The organism is Sulfurimonas sp. (genome assembly GCF_019429335.1).
Lineage (GTDB): Bacteria > Campylobacterota > Campylobacteria > Campylobacterales > Sulfurimonadaceae > Sulfurimonas.
In genome coordinates, this window is record NZ_JAHYJB010000013.1 from 1 (window position 1) to 16284 (window position 16284).

14 protein-coding genes are annotated in these 16284 nt (G+C 40.5%); all 14 read right to left on the bottom strand.

Annotated features, from left to right (window positions below; genetic code table 11):
- Nucleotides 1-43: 43 nt before the first annotated feature.
- Nucleotides 44-559 carry a hypothetical protein gene (locus tag K0A91_RS06205; protein ID WP_295009059.1) on the bottom strand — a complete coding sequence of 172 codons (516 nt, stop codon included), beginning with the start codon at nucleotides 557-559 and terminating at the stop codon, nucleotides 44-46.
- A gap of 251 nt (nucleotides 560-810) precedes the next feature.
- Nucleotides 811-930, bottom strand: coding sequence for an AAA family ATPase (locus tag K0A91_RS06210; RefSeq protein WP_295009060.1), 120 nt, complete (start codon nucleotides 928-930; stop codon nucleotides 811-813).
- Nucleotides 931-957: 27 nt separating this feature from the next.
- The gene (locus K0A91_RS06215; RefSeq protein ID WP_295009062.1) at nucleotides 958-1209 is read right to left on the bottom strand and encodes a hypothetical protein; all 252 of its coding nucleotides are present in this window, start codon (nucleotides 1207-1209) and stop codon (nucleotides 958-960) included.
- Nucleotides 1210-1283: 74 nt separating this feature from the next.
- Nucleotides 1284-1625 carry a TraR/DksA family transcriptional regulator gene (locus K0A91_RS06220; RefSeq protein WP_295009064.1) on the bottom strand — a complete coding sequence of 114 codons (342 nt, stop codon included), beginning with the start codon at nucleotides 1623-1625 and terminating at the stop codon, nucleotides 1284-1286.
- A 21-nt stretch (nucleotides 1626-1646) separates the two neighbouring features.
- A complete protein-coding gene (locus tag K0A91_RS06225; RefSeq protein ID WP_295009066.1) occupies nucleotides 1647-4013 on the bottom strand; it encodes a tetratricopeptide repeat protein in 2367 nt (788 codons plus the stop codon).
- A gap of 15 nt (nucleotides 4014-4028) precedes the next feature.
- Nucleotides 4029-5537, bottom strand: a complete 1509-nt coding sequence (nuoN, locus tag K0A91_RS06230) for an NADH-quinone oxidoreductase subunit NuoN (RefSeq protein ID WP_295009068.1) — start codon at nucleotides 5535-5537, stop codon at nucleotides 4029-4031.
- On the bottom strand, nucleotides 5537-7090 hold the full coding sequence (locus K0A91_RS06235) for an NADH-quinone oxidoreductase subunit M (protein ID WP_295009070.1): 1554 nt from the start codon (nucleotides 7088-7090) through the stop codon (nucleotides 5537-5539). The genes nuoN and K0A91_RS06235 overlap by 1 nt, the downstream gene beginning before the upstream one ends.
- 3 nt (nucleotides 7091-7093) lie before the next feature.
- A complete protein-coding gene (nuoL, locus tag K0A91_RS06240; RefSeq protein WP_295009072.1) occupies nucleotides 7094-9016 on the bottom strand; it encodes an NADH-quinone oxidoreductase subunit L in 1923 nt (640 codons plus the stop codon).
- A gap of 3 nt (nucleotides 9017-9019) precedes the next feature.
- Nucleotides 9020-9328 carry an NADH-quinone oxidoreductase subunit NuoK gene (nuoK, locus tag K0A91_RS06245; RefSeq protein WP_295009074.1) on the bottom strand — a complete coding sequence of 103 codons (309 nt, stop codon included), beginning with the start codon at nucleotides 9326-9328 and terminating at the stop codon, nucleotides 9020-9022.
- Nucleotides 9325-9903 (bottom strand): NADH-quinone oxidoreductase subunit J, encoded by a 579-nt coding sequence (locus tag K0A91_RS06250; RefSeq protein WP_295009076.1) that lies wholly within the window; start codon nucleotides 9901-9903, stop codon nucleotides 9325-9327. The genes nuoK and K0A91_RS06250 overlap by 4 nt, the downstream gene beginning before the upstream one ends.
- Before the next feature lie 11 nt (nucleotides 9904-9914).
- Nucleotides 9915-10550 carry an NADH-quinone oxidoreductase subunit NuoI gene (gene nuoI, locus K0A91_RS06255; protein WP_295009078.1) on the bottom strand — a complete coding sequence of 212 codons (636 nt, stop codon included), beginning with the start codon at nucleotides 10548-10550 and terminating at the stop codon, nucleotides 9915-9917.
- Nucleotides 10551-10559: 9 nt separating this feature from the next.
- On the bottom strand, nucleotides 10560-11546 hold the full coding sequence (gene nuoH / locus K0A91_RS06260) for an NADH-quinone oxidoreductase subunit NuoH (RefSeq protein WP_295009080.1): 987 nt from the start codon (nucleotides 11544-11546) through the stop codon (nucleotides 10560-10562).
- A 3-nt stretch (nucleotides 11547-11549) separates the two neighbouring features.
- The gene (locus tag K0A91_RS06265) at nucleotides 11550-14036 is read right to left on the bottom strand and encodes an NADH-quinone oxidoreductase subunit G (RefSeq protein WP_295009082.1); all 2487 of its coding nucleotides are present in this window, start codon (nucleotides 14034-14036) and stop codon (nucleotides 11550-11552) included.
- Nucleotides 14033-16279, bottom strand: coding sequence for an NADH-quinone oxidoreductase subunit G (locus K0A91_RS06270; protein WP_295009083.1), 2247 nt, complete (start codon nucleotides 16277-16279; stop codon nucleotides 14033-14035). Before K0A91_RS06270 ends, K0A91_RS06265 begins: the two co-directional genes overlap by 4 nt.
- Between the last annotated feature and the right edge of the window lie 5 nt (nucleotides 16280-16284).

A 16284-nucleotide genomic window follows, 5' to 3' on the forward strand; every position in this document is an offset into this window, starting at 1 on the left:
AGAAAAAATCCAAGAGAAATAAAAAATCATTCGGACACTTATGCTAAAATATCGCCACAGAAAATATCTCTTCTTCAACTGTCCGAATGAAACCGACAGAGGTGTCCGGATAAACCGTTATATGCACATAAACAAAAGCTACACTATACCTTGCCCTTGTAATAGCAACATAAAATTTTGCACGACTTGTGCCATCAAGATTTTTATTTTTTAAAACAAAATCCAATATTGGTTTCGTTGGGTATATCAAAACTCTATCAAAGCCTAAACCTTTTGACTCTCCAAAGTTCATAACTGAAAAACTTGTATTAACCTTCGTTCCTCTGTTCCAGACCAATTGCAAAGGCTGATATTGTGCTAAATAAATATCTATATCACTTTCTTTTATAAAAAATATCCCTTTATGCTCTACTTCATCATTCTGACTTGATGAAGGAACTGAATAATTTGGAAATAATGTAGAAGAAAATTGACAAATAAATTCATTATTTCTATAACTACAATTCAAGCTGATTTCATCAATTTCGACTGAGACTTTTTTACATTGCTCATTGTACATATTTTGATGTTTTTCATCAAATGCTATCTTAAATGAAATACCACTTTCTTTGTCTTTTTTTTCATAATTTAAATTACCTTCAAATAGTGGGTATTTGCCATCTTAAAAAAATATTTCGATAAGTATGTATGGTAAAATTTCTGGATTCTCTAAATACTCTTGAATACATTCAACATTAAATAAATATTCTGTTAACTCATTTCTTAAATATTTACCGTTCAATAGCCCTGTAAGTGCCAAATGAATAGTTTCTAAAATAGTTGATTTACCAGCTCATTATTTCCAACTAATATATTTATGCCACTATCCAAATCCAACTCTAGCTTTTTAAAGCTTTTGAAATTTTCTATGTAAACTTTTTTGATTTTCATTTACTGACCCCTTTATACAGTTTTATTTCACTCATTCCCAACCACCTCTTTCACTCTACCCATCAACCCAAAACTCTCCACTTCCAAAAGTGAAAACACAAACCATTTTTTGCCGAGGTCTTTTAGGCTTGCTCCTATGTGGTAAATCTCTTTTTCATCGTAAATTATCCCCTGCTTGAACATATCTGCATTTTGCGAAAGAAATTGTCTCATCTTTACAAAGCTATTTATGATTTGGATACTTGTTTTTATGGTTGTTTGTATCGCTAGTTCACTCATGCACAACACCGCCCCAACACCAAAAGTTTTAGTTTTGTTATATTTTACCTAAAACTGTTGAGTTTTTAGATGTGTTATCTCTTAACGGAGGCGCACTCTATGCAAAGCCCGTTTTCTGGCATTATCTCAAGTCTCTCTTTTGCGATGTCATCGCCACAGTCTATACATTCGCCAAAGGTTTTGTTATGGATTCTGTTGAGTGCGGAGTTGATTTTTTTCAATCTTATCTCTGCTTGTCGCAGATTTTCAAGAGACATATTCTGCTCTTGCATAGCCTCTTGTCTTGTAAGCCTTCCTAGCGATACATCAGGACTTACGGGCTTTGTTCTCTCTTTTAAAGAAGCGATGCCGCCCTCAACCTCACTCTTTAAGTTTTCAAGTTTTTCTTTAAAGTATTGTAAATTTTCATCCTGCATTTTATGCCTTTGTTTTAGTTACTATATCTCTTTTGCGCTCTTTGCGAGTTTCGCCCAAGCAGATGCAGGTTCAGCATCTATTGCCTCTTGATAAGCCTTTTGCGACTCATCGTCTCTCCAAAGTTTGGCAAGAACGCTTCCTAAGAGATACTTTTGTCTTGCTCTTTGAGTGCTATTTAGCTCCAAGGTATCGAGTGATTTTATCACATCAAGCGCCCTGTCGTAATTCTCTTTGTCGGTATATGCCTGATAGAGCGTAAACTCAACAAAAGGGCTCTGCGGATGCGAAGCAGAGATGCGCTGTATACTCATAACTCTCTCGCCGTACTCTATGACTAGGTTGTTGTCTTTTTTCTCGCTTCCAACCGCCATTACGGCTATATATCTGTCAATATCGACATAGTCGTCTCCGTAAGCTTTTAACACATCTGCGATAGACTCAATCATATTGTTTGAATTTTCAAGCCTGTGATATGTGTCAAAAATATATCTGTAAACATCCCTATACGGAGAGTTTACCTCACTCTGCGTAAGAGTTATTAACTCCTTTGAAGCCTCTATTACATTAGAGTAGTTTCCTGTCGCAAAATCTACTTTAATATATCTGTAGAGCCACTTTTTTCTCTGCTCTAAATCTTTTGACTTGAGGTTTTTATCTGCCATTTTTTTAGCAAGCTCAAAATCCGCACCCTTCATGGCACACTCATAAACTCCATCATCCCACTCGGCTGAGAGTTCTATCTTATATTTTGACGAGACTACAAGTACGCTGTTACACTCTTTATCTTTAAGGGATTGCTTCATGGTTCCTATAGCAGCCTTTGTTATGAGCGTAGGAATATCACTATACTCTACGGTATCAAGCTTAAGAAGCTTTGTCTCCATGCCAAGAGCATCTGCAAACGCTCCCTCGGCTATTAAAAGTTTTGCTTTTTCATATATGGCTTTGTCGCCTATGCTGTCTCCCGCATACTCGTCCATCAGTTTTTCATAGTTTGCGAGTTTAGAGCTTGCGTTTTCATCATTTACGTCAAAAAAGAGCGAATCTTTTGCTACCTGAACCTCTTGAATATACATGCCGTCCGAAAAACGCTCTATATAGTTGTTTAAAGCCTCTAACGCCTCTTTTTTATTCTCAGACTGGCTTAGCCATATTCCTATGTTTCTTGAGAGCTCTTCGTACTCCTCGTCATTTGGATCAATATGCTCAAAAATCGCTTTTGCGATGGTTGTAGCCGAGATATAATCTCCGCTGTCATAAAAGTCATACATCATATCTAGCGACTTAAATTTTTGCTCTGAAAAATAGTCTGCTTTTGCCTTTGCAATCTTATCTACCTGCTCAGCAGCCTCTTTAATCTTTGAACTTGACATATGGATTTTTGCCAATCTAAAAGCCGCTTCTACCGCAACTTCAATGTTATCTGTTTCTCTGATAGCCTTTTCATACAGCGTTTGAGGCCTTGAGAAGTTGCCCGCAGCTTCAAGCGATTCTGCTAAATATATATATCCCCATTTTGCATATACGGAATCGGAATGCTCGCTAAAGAGTCTGTCATAAAAGTAGTCCGCATCGCTGCTTAAGCCGACTTTGCCGTAAGATTTTGCAAGAAGCGAGAGCACTTCCGGAACATTCTCATCTGAAGAGTACTCTCTTAGATAATCTTTTGCAACCTCTATAAGTTTTTCATTCTCATCCATTTTAGAGTGAACTCTGATCTTATAAAAAAGCAGCTCTGGCTTAAAGAGCGTGTCTGGGTACTCTTTCATAATATCATTAATCAGCTCCAAAGTGAACTCATAATTTTTCTCTTCGTAGAGCTTTTTTATCTTTATATATTCTGTTACGTCGCCGACTCTTTTTATATGGACGGGATTTCCCTCAATATCAAGACTTCCGACGTATGGAAACTTATCCTCGCCCAATGTAAAAGGAAAGTTTATAGCAGCGTCCGACTTCTCTTGCGCCTCAATGTAAGGAAGTTTATCTTTGTATCCTACAATCATCCAGCGGTTTGATAGTTCTACTTTTGCGCTAAAAACGGTGTCTTCCTTTACTAAATTAAAAACAATAGGAAAGAGTTTCATTTTTTCAAAAGGCTTGATTACAAGAAAAAAAGTCTCTTTTTTTATCTCACTGTCAATTTCAAAAAAACTGTTTTGGAGTTTTTGGATTTTTTGCGCCGGAGATTTAGGAAATGCGCAAACTATTTTTACAACAGAGTTAAAGTCATCTCTAAACTCTTGACATAAAAATTTGTCTTTATCGCTTAGGTGAAGCGTTGAGTATGATTGATGATTCTCTTTTGCGCCTTGGAGAGATATCTCAAGGGCAAAAACGTTTATAGAGAGAAAAATAAAGAGCAGTGCTTTTAACAAATGAGACACCCTTTATTTCATATTTTAGTAGCCGCTATTATATACAAATACCGTGACAAACTCTAAGAGTTGATTTACAGCCATAAAAGCAAATATAGTTCCTATGGCAGCAAAACCGATAATTGTTTTAAGTGGAAGTGTAGCATTTGCCACATATACGTGACCGTTGTTTTCAACAATCGGCTCTTTCATAAACATGTAAACTATCAATTTAAGGTAGTAATATCCGGCAATTGCAGAGTTTAACGCCATGATTAACGCTAGAACAGTGTATCCGCCCGTAACAGCAGAACTTATCAAGTAAAGCTTGCCCCAAAACAGAGCAAACGGCGGAAGTCCAGCTAGGCTTAACATAAACAGAGCCATAATTGACGCCGCCATAGGAGAGGTCTTAACCATTCCAGCAAACTTGTCATAGCTGTGGTCCGACTGCTGATGCGCAGGAAGATTTTTTTGTCTGCTTATCCATAGCATAGAGAATGAGCCGAGGTTTGTAAAGCTAAAGAGTATCCAGTATAAAAAGAGTGCGCTGTTTGACTGAGTTGTGCCGATTAAAATCGCCGCCATAACAAAACCTGCATGCGAGATTGAACTGTACGCAAGCATTCTCTTAACATCGGTTTGCACCAATGCCCAGACATTTGCCATAGTCATAGTCATAACTACACCAATATAGAGAATAACCTCCAGCCACACAACGCCGCTGTGGATTAAGAACTCAAAGAGTCTCATCGCAACAACGAATCCAGCTATCTTTGGAACAATTGACATGTAGCCTGCAAGTGCCGCTGATGAACCCTCGTAAACGTCAGGTGTCCATGTATGAAACGGAACCATAGATAACTTAAATCCAAACGACGCAAGCAAGAAGACAACGCCAACAAGCACAAAGCCGATATCTGCATAGTTGTTTGCAGCCAATACTTCAGCAATCTTGTTTATCTCAACTGAACCTGTGAGCGCATAAAACACCATTGCACCGAAGCTGTAAAAACCTGCCGCAAGAGCGCCCATGGTGAAGTACTTTACAGCCGCTTCAAACGACTTGTCGCGGTTATGCATAGCGATAAGCGTATATAGTGCCAGTGAAGCAGTCTCAAGTCCTACAAAGATAAGGATAAGGTTGTCTGTTGCAACCATAAACTGGAATCCTGCAATCATAAACAAGAAGAGCGCGAAAAATTCAGGGTAGCTGAACTCATGGAATCTCTTGTGTGTAAGTGCAAGCGGGATAAAGAGCATAGATGCGCCGACAATTATAAACTGTGACAAAATAGCAAGACCGTCTATAAGCATTACATCAAAAATACCCATGACAGTGCCGTTTTGGCTAAACACGCCAGCCGAATCCATCAAAGCGACAAAGTCAACCCCCAAGATAAGCAAGCTTAACATTACATAGAGAGATTTATCCTTTTTGCTATTAAAGAGATCAATCATAATAATTAACAGCGCACCAATAATTGGGATTAACATGGGCACTAGAGTGGCTAGATTTAACGACTCAATTGAAACATTTACCGGTGATAACATTAGCGTGCCTCCTCTGCTGAATTTGCAACAACATTCACATCTTTGAAAATATTTGGAATTCTAAATTTTGCCTCTTGCGTTATTGCTTTCTCATGCATTAATCCGACAACTGATTCAACGCTTGTATTTATTGTATCAAGCACTGGTTTTGGATAGATTCCAAGCCATATAGTGATAATCGTCAGCGGAATAAGAGCAACAAGCTCTCTTTTGTTTACATCTGGAAGATTTCTATTCTCCTCTTTTGTCACAACCCCAAAGAACATCTTCTTATATGCCGCTAACATGTAGATGGCGCCGACGATAATAGCAGTTCCCGCTAAAAGCGTCAAAATATGAGACTGTTTGTAAAAACCAAGCAGGCTTAAAAATTCGCCTACGAAGTTGATTGTCAGAGGAAGACCCACAGAAGCCATCAACATAATTCCAAAAATAGTCGCATATCTAGGCATAACGGAAGCCAATCCGCCAAACTCGCTCATCAGCTTTGTATGTCTTCTGTCATAAATTACACCGACAAGGAAGAAGAGCGCCCCTGAAACAACTCCGTGAGCTATCATAAGAAAGACTGAGCCGGTAATTCCCTCAACGTTTAGAGCAAATATACCAAGGATAATAACACCCATATGAGAAACAGATGAGTAAGCAACAACCTGCTTAATATCTTTTTGCGCATAGGCAACCATCGCCGTATAGATAATCATAATTATTGCCAGCACTGCTATCGGGTACATAAAGTAGACCGACGCATCCGGAAACAGCGGAAGCGAAAGGCGAATAAATGCGTATGTTCCCATTTTCAACAGGATTGCCGCAAGTATTACCGAACCGATTGTAGGTGCTTGACCGTGAGCATACGGTAACCATGTGTGAAACGGAAACATAGGGACTTTGACTGCAAAACCAATGAAAAATGCCGCAAAGAGCCAAAGCTGGAAAGATTCAGGCAATATCAGACGGTACCAGTCAAGAATGGCAAAGCTCCACTCTCCTGTTGCCTGATAGTAAAAATATGCCATAAAAAGCAGACCTACAAGCATTACAAGAGAACCGGCAAAAGTATATATGAAGAACTTTACTGAAGCATAAATCCTTAAAGGTCCGCCCCATGCTCCGATGATATAAAGCATTGGAACAAGCGAAAGCTCCCAAAAGAGATAAAATACTATTCCATCAAGCGCAGCAAATACGCCCACCATTGTCATCTGTAAAAACAGAAGCGTCACAATCATGTTTTTTATATCTTTTATCTCGTCGAGAGATGCGATGCCAATCATCGTAAAAAACGCTGCTAGGATAATAATAAATAGCGAAATTCCGTCAACACCGACTATATAGTTGATGCCAAACGTCGGAACAAGTGCGATAGTCTCCATAAACTGCATCCCAGATACATTATTGTCAAATGCAGCCCAGAGCCATAAAGCTAGCAAAAACTCAATAGTAGCAACTGCTACACCGTAAGCTCTTATGCTGCTTTTATTAACTACAAATCCCAACACACCTGCTAGTGCCGGGAAGAAAATTAAAATCGATAAGATATGATCCAACATCTATTAAACTCCTAAACCTGAGAGAAATGTTTTTATTTCTCCTGAATATCTTGCTGCAACTCCAAAAACTACAGCCAATGAGAGCAGAGCAACCGTACCCGCTACCATCCATTTTAGCATTGTCGATAGATTACCGCTCTGCATAACTCTTGTTCTCTCGCCTGTTTGATAGAATATATTTGCAATGCCATCAACCGTGCCATCAACAACCTTCTGATCAATTTTTGTCCAAAATACTTCCGAGAGTTCTCTATACGATTTTGCTATATACTCTTCATAAAAATAAGGAATATAGTACTGGTTGCTAAGAAGCTTGTATCCAAAACTATTCTCCATTTTAGAAGTTCCGTCCGGCACTTTGATATCTCTTGCCGTATATTTTTTATACGCATAAACAATCGCAAAAGCAACAAAAAGCTGAGTTCCGATTGTCATTATCCAGTAAGTTGCTACCGAGTGAACATGGTACTCAGCTGCAGGAAGAAGCTGCGTAACCATCTCATAGTAGCTCATCTTAAACGCACCGGCGATAATTGCCAAAATAAGAAGCGGGCTCATGGCAACAAGCATAAATTTATATGCTTCATGCGGATGGATACCGAATAGTTTGTATCTCTCTTCTCCGTGGAAGATTAGTGCTACAAGTCTAAATGAGTAAAACGCCGTCAGACCTGCAGTAAAGAGAAGCACGGAGTAGATGATATAGTGATTTTCAACAAACGCAACCTCTAAAATCAAATCTTTTGAGAAGAAGCCCGCAAGCGGGAAGATTCCGGCAAGTGCCACAGAAGCGATTGTCATCATAACAAACGTTCCCTTCATCACCTTGCCTAGACCTCCCATTTTAAACGGATCTAGCTCGTTATTCATGGCATGCATAACGTTTCCGGCACCCAAGAATAGAAGCGCTTTAAAGAATGCGTGAGCCATAAGATGGAAAAGCGCAACCCAGTATGCACCAAGACCCGCAGCTGCGAACATGTAACCAAGCTGAGATAGCGTAGAGTAAGCGATAACTCTCTTCATGTCGCGGTTTACAAGCGCCATAGATGCAGCAAAAAGTGCAACAAACGCTCCCAGAGATGCAATAAACAACCCGACATTTGGAATCAAATCATAAAGAGGATTTGCACGCACAACAAGATAAACGCCTGCCGTTACCATCGTTGCAGCGTGGATAAGAGCTGAAACCGGAGTCGGTCCCTCCATCGCGTCTGCAAGCCAAGTGTGAAGCGGAAACTGAGCCGATTTACCCATAGCACCGATGAAAAGGAAGATTCCCATCCATGTCAATACATCACTCTCTAAAGAGGGCATTGCCGCAAAAGCTTCTGCATACTGAAGAGTTCCCGTATTCCAGTAAATCAAGAAGATACCGATAAGCATACCAAGGTCGGCAATGCGGTTCATAATAAACGCTTCGTTTGCAGCCCAAGTTGCGCTCTCTTTATGGTACCAAAAACCGATAAGTCCCCATGAGCAAAGACCAACGCCTTCCCAACCGATAAATAGTCCTGCAAAGTTGTCACTCATAACAAGAACCATCATCGAGAAAACGAACGCCGATAGCCACGAGAAAAATCTATTGAACCCTTTGTCGTGGTCCATGTAGCCGATAGCATAAACGTGGACAACGGTTGAAACAAGTGTTACAACCATCATCATCGTAACGCTTATCTGGTCAACTACAAACCCAAACGGAATGTAAAGGTCTCCGGTTGCCATCCAAGTCATCATCTCTACATGTAAAATATTTCCTGTACTAAATACATAGAGCAGAAGAATAAAACTGCTTATAAGTGAGATGCCAAGCAGTGCGCTAGGGATGATTCCTGCAACCTTAGTCTTTGGTGATGCTCCAAAAAGAGCCGCAAACAAAGAGCCGACAAGCGGTGAGAAAAGCGCGGTATATAAAAAGAGTTCCATTGTTTATCCTCTCATCGTTGACATATTGTCAAGGTCGATATTGTTATGTTTTTTATGCCAGACTATTAAAAGCCCAAGACCAACGGCTACCTCAGACGCGGCAATAGCTATAACAAAAAATGCAAAAATTTGACCTGTCAAATCACCGTAATAGTGTGAAATTGCAGCAAATGAAATATTTACCGCATTTAAAAGTATCTCAGTTGCAAAAAATAGCATAAGCAGGTTTTTTCTTCTCATTACCCCAACTAAACCTATAGCAAAAAGGATAGTTGAGAGTACAAGATAGTGATTTAATCCGATTTCCATCATGAGAGAGCCTTTTTATTTTTATCTTCTTCTTTCATAATCATAATCTCGCCTTCGCTCATCAGAGTAAGAGAGAGATCCATTTTCTTTCCTGCAAGCACGATGCCCGCTATCATTGCCACAAGAAGCATAACTGCCGCAACCTCAAAAGGTACAAGATACTTAGTAAAAAGAACCATACCGACCTCTTGAGTATTGCCTGCTCCCTCTGTCATAGGATATAGAGCCTCTATGTTGTTTCCTACAATCGGTGCCGCAACAATAACAACAACCAAGATTGCAGAGATAATGCTTAGCCCTAAAACTATCGCCTTATTGCCCTGCTTCTCTTTAACCTCTCTTGTTGTGTCAAAAAACATCATACCAAAAGCATAAAGAGCCATGACTGCGCCAGAGTAAACTACGATTTGAACCGCACCTAAAAAGTCGGCACCTAAAATAAAGAAAAATGCCGATATAAAAATCATTCCTGCCGCCAAAGCCGATAGAGCATATAGCGCCTGTGACGTTGTTACCGCTATATAAAACATTGAAATTGTCAAAAAAGCGAACAGATAAAATGCAACTGCTTCAAACATAACCAAACTCCTTAATATGCTAGAGGTGTTTTTTTAACACGCTCGTCTTCATGTGGTGTAATTGCGCCAAAACCTTCAAACTCTAACTGAGTTCCGGCTTTCATCTTATCAAGCGGTGTGAGCATATCTTGATACATGATAAAGTGTTCTCTCTGGTCACTAGCGTTCTCATACTCGCCGCCATGCGTGATAGCAAGTTCAGGACAAACCTCTGCACAATATCCACAGAAGATGCAGCGACCAAGATTTATGCTGTACTCTGTCACCTCTTTGCGAGAGTTCTCATCAACTTTTGTATCTATTCTGATACAGTTTGATATACATATTTTCTCACAAAGACCACACCCGATACAGCGCTCTGTATCTGACTCCCAGAGTCGCTTCATCTCATGAACCGCTCTGTATCTTGGACCGATAGGCATCTTCTCTTGAGGATACTGAACGGTATGAATGTCAAACTTTATCATCTCGCGCAGAACTACCCAAAGACCGACAAACAGCTCGCCTCTTAGAGATCTTTGCACTACTCTTTTAAATTTGCCCCAGCCATCGACAGGATAGTCGGCTATATCAACCATATAGTAGTTGCTGTCTAATTCCGTAACATTTCTACTGCTAAAATGTTCTTCTACATGTTCGTTATGCATACTCACCCCTTACATCATTACTATACCGGTGATAACTATATTTATCACCGCTATTGGCATTAAAACTTTCCAACACAACCACATTAACTGGTCAGGTCTAACATCTGGCCAAGCCGCTCTTGTCCACAAGAAAAAGAAGAAGAAAAACGCAACTTTTCCAAGTAGCCCAAGTGCTCCAAGCAAGCTTCCGTCTCCATATCCGCCCAAGAAAACTAGAGAGATTACAAAAGAGATAAAGAACATGTTGGAATACTCACCGATGGCGAAAAGTCCCCATCTCATGCCTGAGTACTCAGTTCCAAATCCGTCAATAATCTCATGGTCGTTTGCAACCAAGTGAAACGGCGTTCTTCCCGTCTCAGCAAAAGCTGCTATCCAAAAGAGGATAAACGCAACAGGCTGTGACCAGAGTATCCAGCTTGTAATTCCACCTGACTGATACTCGTTAAAGTCAATAAGTGAAAGTGAGCCAACCATCATAATCGGAGCCAAAATAGATAAGCCTGTTATAACCTCATAAGAGATAAACACCGCTGCACCGCGCGCAGCAGAGAGAAGTGCGAACTTGTTTGCAGAAGCCATACCGCCAAGAAGAGGACCGTATAGACCGACTCCCATAATTCCAAGAATATATAATATACCGATGTTGATATCCGCAACTATCGGATGAACTTCGTATCCAAAAATCGTAAATGAAGGCAAAAATGGAATTGCGGCTGCCGCCATAAATGCAGTTGCAGCAGTTATTACAGGTGCAATTTTAAAGATGCGTCCAACTACGTTTGTCGGAACAATATCCTCTTTTGTAAAGAGCTTGATACCATCCGCAGCAACCTGCAAGAGCCCAAAAGGACCGACAATCATAGGCCCAAGACGGCGCTGCATAAACGCAAGAACTTTTCTCTCAAAATATGTTCCGATTCCCGCTAATGCAGAAAATATAAGTAAAATAACGATTATTTTAATAACCGTCTCTATTAAATATGCTGTTTCCATATATTACACCTTTTCTATCGAAGCTGCCACAAAGCGGTAATCGCTAAAGAGAGCCTCTGAATTTAATTTAGAGTCAAATGTCGGCAACAGTACTATGTCACCGCTGATTTTATTGTCACTTACGATATTTGCTACAAGTTCGCCGCTTTGGCTTTTAACTCTCACGCTCTCTCCTTCGTTGAAATCAGATTTGCTTAAAAACTCTTCACTCATATAAACACCGCTCGCCTCATCAAGGTTTGTAGTTTTATAGGTAAATGGGGTGAACTGTCTAACAGGATTTGCCATATAGATAAGCGTTCCCTCCATTTTTTCGCAACTTATTGCAGCTACAGACTCATCGCCGCTCACAGCAACTGCTACGTTATCAAGAAGATATCCGCGATGTTCCGTGCCGTCATTGTCATAATGGTTCGGAAGGCTGTCAAACTCTCTGGTTTTAAAACCTTTGCTTGTCGGCAGCATCTTTGTATAATCAACAACCAGCTCAGCTTTTAAACCAAGTTCATTTGCGATATCGTTAAGCTCATATCCCTTATATCCGATTGCCGCATTTGTAGGATTGACTCTTTTGTTGATGCTTGTAAGAGTTCCCTCCTGCTGATTGATTGCAGGCATATCCAAATCGCCATCACCAAGTGCCGAGAGAGTAAAATCTCCCTTAGTGTTATAACCGATTGCATACGAGCCGGCTTCATCATCAAGTTCACAGATAAGTGAGACGCCAAGCGAATTTGTTAAAGCAGGTATCATCACAAGCTCAAATGCGCTGTATTTTTCAATCAACGCCAAAAGACGAGCAAGATTTTTTGAGTTTGGATGAGTGTATAGGTCAGCTCCTGCAATTAAAACAAAGCTCTCCTTCTTTGCAAGGTTCTTCTCCAAATCTTCCATAAACTTCTCATCAGCTCCCAAAATATCTAAAAGACGGTTATCATCTACTACAACCTCTTTGGTGATTTTTTTGGGAACCATTTTCTTCTTCTCTTCTTCTACCTCTTCCTCTTCGCCGCTCTCTTCGTTTTTCTTCATAACTTTAACTATTTCGGTAACCTCTTCTTTGATTATCTCTTCGAGAGCTACAGTTTTTTGCGAGTGAAACGATGCAAGATACGAAACTATCTCTGAGGGAAGTTTCTCTTTGTCTGCAAACAGGTCAAGAATCAGATAAAGCACAGCCTCTTCTTGAAGCGGAGCGTGATACATAGTCATTATGCTCTTGCCAAGTCCCTCTATAATAGGGTCTTTTACAGGATGAAAATAAAGACCCGCGCCCTTGTTTACCGTCACGGAGTTGTTTAGCGCATAGCGCGCATTTGGATTGTCGCTTTTTAATGCAGCTCCAACCGAGATAACAAAGTTTGCGTTGTGAGTAGCTTCAAGATCGTAACCGTATAGTTTAGTTCCGCTTACTTGACTGTAATCATTTAAAAATGTCTGGAACGCTTTTGCTTCACTGTTTACAAGCTTGTAGCCGAACTTCTCTTTTAGCTTTTGAAGAACTAAAGCCTCTTCGTTTGTGATAGTAGAAGTAAACTTGATAGTGTCTGCTTTTTTAAATGCCTCTAGAGCTTTTGAAAATGCTGCCGTATCTTTTGCTTCAACTCTGTTTTGATAATCAAAGCCGTATCTCCCCGCACCGCAAAGAGAGACATAGTTCCACTCATTCATCACGCGGTAGATTTTATCATCCGTATTGTCGATGCCGGTATGTTTAACGTCGTAGCTTATTTGGCAACCCGCTGAACAGTGTCCGCATGTTGCAGGAATTTGCTTAAGTTCCCACGCATTTGAGGTATATATAAAATGTGTATCAACAAGCGCTCCGACAGGACAAACAGCAGCACATTCGCCGCAGCTTGTACAATCAAGCATCTCTTCGCCGCTTGTCAAACCGATAAGAGATTTGTTAAGTTTGTTCCACATCGCGTAAGCATCTTTTGGCATACTCTCTTTGTACTCTGCCTCAAGTGCATCGGCACCGCGCGGCACAGTTTTAAGCGAGTTGTCGCCTATCATATCTTTACATGCAGTAACACATCTTTCACAGACGATACAAAGACCCGGATTGTAGTGAATATGTCCCCAGTCTATATCTTTTCTGTTTACATCTTTCACCGCATAGTTCTGAGCATCAACGCCCATCTCTAATGTATAGTTTTGAAGTTCGCATTCGCCGGACTGGTCACAAACGCCGCACTGAAGAGGATGGTTTACGTCATAAACCTCCATAATCGCACGGCGCTCTTTTATGATATTTTCAGTCGAAGTCGTAATGTTCATCCCCTCTTTTGATTTCGCATTACAAGCATAAACCTGCTTGCCATCAGCCTCAACAAGACAAAGACGACATGCAAGTGTCGGACTGCATCTTGTCAAATAGCAAATTGCAGGTATAAAGATATCGTTTGCACGGGCAGCATTTAATATATACTCGCCCTCTTGCGTCTGTATCTCTTTTCCGTCAATGTTTATACTGATTTTATTCATTGCACCACTCTCACTATTTTGGATTTTTCAAATCTATATCTGCTAGCATCCACGCTTATATCAAATGTAGGATTTAGAGCTACAGTTCCTTTGAGTTCACCATCTATCTTAAACTCTCTTTGGATTGTTTCTCCTGCAAAGCTTATCTCGACTTTATCTCCGTCTTCAATTCTAGCAGCAACAGCAAACTGCACAGAACCCAGAAGATAGCTCTCACGAGGTAGGTGCTCTCTCCTTAGAGTATAGTTGTTGAACTGAAGAACAGGGTCACAATGGTAGATAATAGTACCGTTGAACTCAGGCAGATCATCAAGCTCTTCAAGCTTGCCATCAGACTTACATGTAACTTCATCAAGCAGATAACCGCGCTCATCATCTCCAAAAGGAGAGAGGAAGTTTTCCAGAGAATCAAACGCTACGCTCTTAAATCCTGCATTTTTATTTAACTCTAACGTGTAATCTACAGTCTCTTCTTTATCAAGTCCAAACGCTTTAGCAATATCGTTTAGCGTATATCCATTAAACGATAAAGCAACGTTTGTAGGCACTACTCTGTTGTCTATGCTTACAAAAGTTCCCTCTTGCTGATTAAGCGAGGCAACTGCCAAATCTGCGCCTTCAAGTGATGAGATTACAAATTCTCCCCTTGCGTTGTATCCGACTACGCCAGGGATATTCTCATCATATTCAAGTGTGTTTATAAGCGATACGCCAAGCGTATTTACATCGCGAGGAACAATTACTAAAGCAAAATCGCTGTACTTCTCTATAAGTGCGGCAAGTTTTGCTATATTGCTTGCTCTCTCATGAGCGATAAGGTCATTTCCGATTATAAGAGTTCGTTTTTTTGCTCTTGCAAATGATTTCATCATAAAAGAGAGCTCCTCTTCGCCGATGTTTGTCTCAGCGTATAGGTAACCAAAATCAAGCTCGTCAAAGAACTCTTTCTCGCTCTCATCCAAATCTGCATCCTGAAGTATAGTGTGAGCAAGAAGCGCCATAACGCCCTCTTCAGTTCCTACTTCATACTTCATAAACTGCGTAGCCGTATTTTGCATAAGCGTATCTTCCATAGGATGCGCATAAACTATCTTTGCACCGTTATGTTTTGAAGCGGTTGTCATGGCGTATCTTACACCAGGATTGTCGGTAGCTATTCTGCTGCCTATTATTATCAGGGAATCTGATTGTTTGATGGCATCAAGCGAGCCGCTATGGTGAAGTTTTCCGCTTACAGAGCTGTAAGCTCTCATAAACTCACCAAAGACTCTTGCATCTTCGTTAAAGAGCTTGATTCCCAGCTTCTCTTTTAAAAGCTCTAAAATATGAGCCTCTTCGTTTGTTATCATAGAAGAAAAACGTATAGCTTTTGCATTTTTAAGAGCCTCTATTGCTCTGTTAAATGCAGCTTCATCACTATTTTCTCTGTTCTCAAAATCAAAACCGAAACGTCCCGCTCCGCAAAGTGAACTAAATTCAAAGTTGTTTTTAACTCTAAATATCTCATCCGCGCCGTTGATAGAGCTGTGTCTTGTCTCATACTCAAGAGGGCATCCAGCCGAACAGTGCACACACGTTGCAGGAATGCGATCAAGCTCCCAAGCGTTTGCTCTGTATTTAAAACCGCTGCTAGTCAGTGCGCCGACAGGACAAACCGCGATACACTCTCCGCAGAATGTACAGTCAAGAGTTTCGCTGTTCTTTGGAATAATAGTCGAGCTGTATCCGCCGAATTTTACCTCGATTGCGTCATCACCGATAACCTCATTACATACATGTACACACTTCTCACACATAATGCAGAGTGAAGGTTCATAGTCTATCAATCCCCAATGTTGTGTAGGACGAAGCTGGTCGCGAGCTGAGAAGTTTTGGCGCTCTACGTTAAACTCTAAAGTTTTATTTTGTAGGTCGCACTCTCCTGATTTGTCGCAAACACCGCACTCTAGTGGATGATTAACATCATAAAGTTTCATGATGTTTGTTCTCTCATTTTGAAGAGTGTCATTGTTTGTGATAATCTCCACGCCCTCAGTAGGAGGAGTGTTACAGCTAAGAATAAAACCCTCCGCCCCCTCAGCTTCAACAACACACATGCGGCAAGATGCGCACGGAGTAGTTTTAGAGATATAACACATAGTAGGGATATAGATGCCGTTTTTGCGCGCTACAGTTAAAATAGTCTCGCCTTTTTGCGCCTCTACAGAGATACCGTCAATTTTAAAATTAATCAATTTATTCATCTCCT

What these genes read in the sequence shown, in the direction of transcription:
- K0A91_RS06235 (WP_295009070.1), bottom strand. Translation starts at nt 7,090, where the DNA reads ATGTTGGATCATATCTTATCGATTTTAATTTTCTTCCCGGCACTAGCA.
- K0A91_RS06270 (WP_295009083.1), bottom strand. Translation starts at nt 16,279, where the DNA reads ATGAATAAATTGATTAATTTTAAAATTGACGGTATCTCTGTAGAGGCG.
- nuoI (WP_295009078.1), bottom strand. Translation starts at nt 10,550, where the DNA reads ATGCATAACGAACATGTAGAAGAACATTTTAGCAGTAGAAATGTTACG.
- nuoK (WP_295009074.1), bottom strand. Translation starts at nt 9,328, where the DNA reads ATGATGGAAATCGGATTAAATCACTATCTTGTACTCTCAACTATCCTT.
- K0A91_RS06250 (WP_295009076.1), bottom strand. Translation starts at nt 9,903, where the DNA reads ATGTTTGAAGCAGTTGCATTTTATCTGTTCGCTTTTTTGACAATTTCA.
- K0A91_RS06210 (WP_295009060.1), bottom strand. Translation starts at nt 930, where the DNA reads ATGAAAATCAAAAAAGTTTACATAGAAAATTTCAAAAGCTTTAAAAAG.
- K0A91_RS06220 (WP_295009064.1), bottom strand. Translation starts at nt 1,625, where the DNA reads ATGCAGGATGAAAATTTACAATACTTTAAAGAAAAACTTGAAAACTTA.
- K0A91_RS06215 (WP_295009062.1), bottom strand. Translation starts at nt 1,209, where the DNA reads ATGAGTGAACTAGCGATACAAACAACCATAAAAACAAGTATCCAAATC.
- nuoH (WP_295009080.1), bottom strand. Translation starts at nt 11,546, where the DNA reads ATGGAAACAGCATATTTAATAGAGACGGTTATTAAAATAATCGTTATT.
- K0A91_RS06205 (WP_295009059.1), bottom strand. Translation starts at nt 559, where the DNA reads ATGTACAATGAGCAATGTAAAAAAGTCTCAGTCGAAATTGATGAAATC.
- nuoN (WP_295009068.1), bottom strand. Translation starts at nt 5,537, where the DNA reads ATGTTATCACCGGTAAATGTTTCAATTGAGTCGTTAAATCTAGCCACT.
- K0A91_RS06265 (WP_295009082.1), bottom strand. Translation starts at nt 14,036, where the DNA reads ATGAATAAAATCAGTATAAACATTGACGGAAAAGAGATACAGACGCAA.
- nuoL (WP_295009072.1), bottom strand. Translation starts at nt 9,016, where the DNA reads ATGGAACTCTTTTTATATACCGCGCTTTTCTCACCGCTTGTCGGCTCT.